Source organism: Microcoleus sp. MON2_D5 (assembly GCF_036701905.1).
GTDB lineage: Bacteria > Cyanobacteriota > Cyanobacteriia > Cyanobacteriales > Microcoleaceae > Microcoleus.
Genome location: NZ_JAUBRM010000188.1, coordinates 1 through 4,491 on the forward strand (window position 1 = coordinate 1; position 4,491 = coordinate 4,491).

Annotated in this window: 4 protein-coding genes; all 4 read left to right on the top strand. The window is 43.8% G+C overall.

The features are described 5' to 3' along the window. Positions 1 to 254 precede the first annotated feature (254 nt). On the top strand, positions 255 to 1,511 hold the full coding sequence (locus QUA47_RS30300) for an ABC transporter substrate-binding protein (RefSeq protein WP_333433543.1): 1,257 nt from the start codon (positions 255 to 257) through the stop codon (positions 1,509 to 1,511). Between the two features lie 151 nt (positions 1,512 to 1,662). Further along, positions 1,663 to 2,613 carry a branched-chain amino acid ABC transporter permease gene (locus QUA47_RS30305; RefSeq protein ID WP_333184121.1) on the top strand — a complete coding sequence of 317 codons (951 nt, stop codon included), beginning with the start codon at positions 1,663 to 1,665 and terminating at the stop codon, positions 2,611 to 2,613. Between the two features lie 151 nt (positions 2,614 to 2,764). Then, positions 2,765 to 3,334: a GNAT family N-acetyltransferase gene (locus QUA47_RS30310; protein ID WP_333433544.1), complete on the top strand. Its 570-nt coding sequence runs from the start codon at positions 2,765 to 2,767 to the stop codon at positions 3,332 to 3,334. A gap of 45 nt (positions 3,335 to 3,379) precedes the next feature. Further along, the gene (locus QUA47_RS30315) at positions 3,380 to 4,315 is read left to right on the top strand and encodes a branched-chain amino acid ABC transporter permease (protein WP_333433545.1); all 936 of its coding nucleotides are present in this window, start codon (positions 3,380 to 3,382) and stop codon (positions 4,313 to 4,315) included. Positions 4,316 to 4,491: the final 176 nt, after the last annotated feature.

The window sequence follows — 4,491 nt, forward strand, 5'->3', positions numbered from 1 at the left end:
TCAACTCTCCCCAGAGTTGTCAAGCGTTTTGCCAAATTATTTTTGATTTTTTTTGAACCTATACACAACAAGGGTTTTGGCTGTCCTTCACCGCTCGGCTATCCGAGACCTGACTCCTCTTTAGGGCTTGGGTCTGCTTTTTGACCCCGGAAATACACTTTGGACCGGGACTCTTCAGCGAATCGGTAGAATATTTGCACATATAGATGTTCTATATAGAGATGGTCTATATATATGTGTTCGATCGCCCGCTTATGAAAAAACCTGCCGCTCGCCCTACTGCCTTGTTCGTTACCTGCGCTTTACTGCTGAGCGCTTGCAGTCAGACGAACACTCCCCAGACATCAACTACCGTATCTACAGGTACTTCGCCATCTCCAGCAACTTCGTCAGAGGGTTCGGCTGCGGGGAACTCTACCGCTATTGCTGTTGGGGTTGGGGTGGCGCAAACTAGCAATGTGGCTTTGCTCGGTCAGGAACAGGTGGCTGGCGCGAAAATTGCTCTGAAGTATTTCAACGATAAGGGCGGTGTGGATGGGACGCCGATTAGACTGGTGTTCCAAGATACTGGTGGAGATGAACAAGGGACAATCAATGCCTTCAATACTCTGATCAATCAGGATAAGGTGGTAGGTATTGTGGGGCCAACTCTCTCGCAGCAAGCTTTTAGTGCCGATCCGATCGCCGATCGCGCAAAAGTTCCCGTACTCGGACCCTCCAACACCGCTAAAGGCATTCCCCAGATTGGCGATTATGTGGCCCGAGTCTCCGCGCCTGTGGCCGTGGTAGCACCTAATGCAGTTAAAGCTGCACTGAAGCAAAATCCCAATATTAAGAAAGTAGCCGTGTTTTTTGCTCAGAATGATGCTTTTAGCAAATCTGAGACTGAAACTTTTCAGACAACTGTTAAAGATATGGGGCTGGAATTGGCAACCGTCCAAAAATTCTTGACTACTGATACAGATTTCCAGTCTCAAGCTACTAACGCAATAAATGTCAACCCCGATTTGATAATTATTTCCGGGTTGGCCGCCGATGGAGGCAATTTAATTAAGCAATTGCGGGAGTTGGGTTACAAAGGCGCGATAATTGGCGGCAATGGTCTGAATACTTCTAATTTATTTCCTGTTTGTAAAGCACTCTGTGATGGAGTTTTGATTGCCCAAGCCTACAGCCCGGAATATGAAAATGAAGTTAATAAGGCTTTTCGCGAGGCTTATCGCGCTCAATTTAAGAAAGAACCGCCTCAGTTTAGCGCTCAGGCTTTTACTGGCGTACAAGTTTTTGTTGAGTCATTAAAGGCACTTAATGCTCAGTCTAAGGTTAGCGAAAAGCCTTTAGCAGAGTTGCGTACAAATTTGAATCAGCAGTTGTTGCGTGGAAAGTATGACACGCCTTTGGGGGAAATTTCTTTTACCCCTGAAGGTGAGATTAATCAGAAAGAGTTTTATGTGGCACGGATTAAGATGGAGGCAGATGGCAATAATGGTAAGTTTGAGTTTTTGAAATGAGGGGAGAGGGAAGTTTGTCCACTGCTTTTGTAACAGATGTAACGGATGTAACAGGTGTCAGGAAGACCAAAGAAGTAAGAGGGAAGAGGGAAAATCGCGGACATATTTGTTGTTGAATGATTTTGGTGTGATGCTCACTTCTTAACTGGTAATGGACTTAACTCTGTTTTTGCAACAATTTTTGAATGGTTTGTCGATCGGCAGCGTGTATGCTATTTTTGCCCTGGGATACACGCTGGTCTTTTCTATTTTGGGAATTATTAATTTTGCTCACGGCGCCGTATTTACTTTGGGTGCTTATTTCACTTATGCGCTGATGGGAGGAGCTTTCGGTTTTAATGGGTTGTGGGCTAACGCTCGAATTCCGGTGCAGTTGCCTTTTGCTGTGGCGTTAATTTTGGGAAGTGTCATGGCTGGTTTGGTAGGAGTAATAGTTGAAAGAGTTGCTTTTTTACCTTTGCGCCGACGACACTCGGATCCTCTGCTGACTGTGGTTTCTAGTTTGGGTGTAGCTGTAGCGATCGCCAATATCATCCAATATCTGGTCGGTGCGGAAATTTACACTTTTCCGGCTAACACTTACGGCTATTTACCTGCTGCCATTAACTTCGGGACTGGGGATAAACCAATTCCGATTCGTACTGTTCAAATAGTAATTTTTGCGGTATCTGTAGCGATTGTAGCTGTTTTAACTTACTTAATAAATTTTACTAAATTTGGCAAAGCAATGCAGGCTGTGGCTGAAGATGCGACTACTTCTAGTTTATTGGGTATTGATACTGATAGATACATTGTGTTGACGTTTTTTGTGAGCAGTTTTCTGGCGGGTTTGGCGGGGAGTTTGGTGGGTTCGAGTGTGAGTATTGCTGGGCCGTATTTTGGTATTGCTTTTGGTTTGAAAGGTTTGGCGGTGATTGTGCTTGGTGGGTTGGGAAGTATTCCTGGGGCAGTTTTGGGAGGTTTTATAATTGGTTTGGTAGAGGCTTTTGTACCTGGAGATTTTTCGGCTTATAAGGATGCTGTTGCTTTTGCCATATTGTTTATTATGCTATTGGTTAGACCGCAGGGTTTGTTTGGACGGCGTTTGATTCAAAAGGTGTAGTATTATTTGCAAGACATCTAATAAGGCAGGGCGGTTTTGAGAATGGACAATGGGTTTCCAGCAAAGACTATAGCTAAACCAGCCCGTATAAACTGTGGTGGAGTTTTACATACGTACCTAGAAAATTTATTCATACCTCAGAGGCAATTTGATGAATTCGGAAGTTCCATTAATACTAAGCGAGCGCCTTTTTTTACGATTAGCCAATCAAGACGATATTTGCGAAATTATTAAATTTTACAGAGACAATCAAAGGTTTTTTACTCCCTGGCACCGACACTGGGCGGAGGATTTTTTAACTAAAACTTATTGGGAAAAACAAGTAGAGAAAGATTTCCAAGGGTTTAAGTCTGACAAATCTTTAAAAGTGTGGGTTTTTGAGAAGGCTAATCCTGAGTATATTGTCGGTAACGTTAATTTTGATAATTTTGTACGAGGGGCCGGTCATTTCTGCTTTTTGGGATATAATCTGGCAGAAACGCAACAAGGTAAAGGTTATATGACGGAAGCTGTGAGAATTGCAATTCAATATGTTTTTGAAGAGTTAAATTTACATCGCATTATGGCAAATTATATGCCTCACAATCAGCGTAGCGGCAATCTCCTTAAAAGATTGGGATTTGTGGTAGAAGGTTACGCTAGAGACTATTTGTTGATAAATGGTCGGTGGGAAGACCATATTCAGACTAGCTTAATAAATCCAAATTGGAAACCAAGCTAACCAGATTTTCGTTAATAAGTTCTAATCTAAAATATCTAAAATCAAATGGCTACATTTTTTACTACTTATGGGTTTCTGATTGTCTCGATGTTGCTGGGTGCAATGTTGGGAATGTCCCTGTATTTGCCTCTAATGACGGGTCAGTTGTCTTTGGCTAGTCCTGGCTTTTATGCTTTGGGTGGGTATATTGCGGCGATTTTGTCTACAACAGTGTTTCAAACGACGGGCAGTTTATTTCCCCTGCCACTGCTGTTATTGGAGATGATAATTGCAGGGGCTGTTTCGGGGTTGCTGGGTATTTTAGTGGGAATTCCGGCGCTGCGGTTAAGTGGGATTTATTTGGCGATCGCAACTATTGCTTTTGTGGAAATTTTGCGGGTTTTATCGCTGAATCTAGATATCACTGGCGGGGCTGTGGGCATTTTTGGGATTCCGCAACCGTTTGGGACACCGATCGAGTATTTGTGGATTGTACTACCTTTACTGTTGGTAAGTATGGCGATTGTCTATCGGCTGGAACGGATTCGGGTGGGGCGGGCTTTTGCTGCAATCCGCGCTGATGAGTTGGCTGCGGATGCGATCGGCATTAACCCAACTTTTTATAAGGTTTTGGCTTTCACGTTAGGTGCTGTTTTGGCTGGTGTGGTGGGTGCTGTTAGTGCTCATTTCCTCAATACTTGGAACGCCCGTCAAGGGACTTTTGATGCTAGTATTATTTACTTGACTTCTGTGTTGATTGGTGGTAGCAGAACGTTTCTGGGAGCTGTTTTGGGTGGGATGGTGTTTACTGCTTTACCGGAAGTTTTGAGGGGAATGGCGACTATTCAAGGATTGCCGATTTGGTTGGCACAATTTCTGCGGGATGGGCGGTTAATTGTGTTTGGGTTGCTGATTGTTTTGGGGACGATATTTTTTCCCCAAGGCTTGGTGACGCCGGAGTTGTTGAAGAGGTTTAAAAAGGGCGATCGTCCTTCTGTTTAAAAGTTATTAATGAGGATATCGCCCTACTTTAAATCTTACCCCAAACTCGCTCAGCCTGCTCCTTTGGAAGGCATACCAACTGTAAACCGCCATACTGTTCGCGGGTGCATCTCAGTTTTGCACATATATCAAGTGGAAAGTTGACCATTGAGATAAGCACAGCGCAGAGAAAGGAT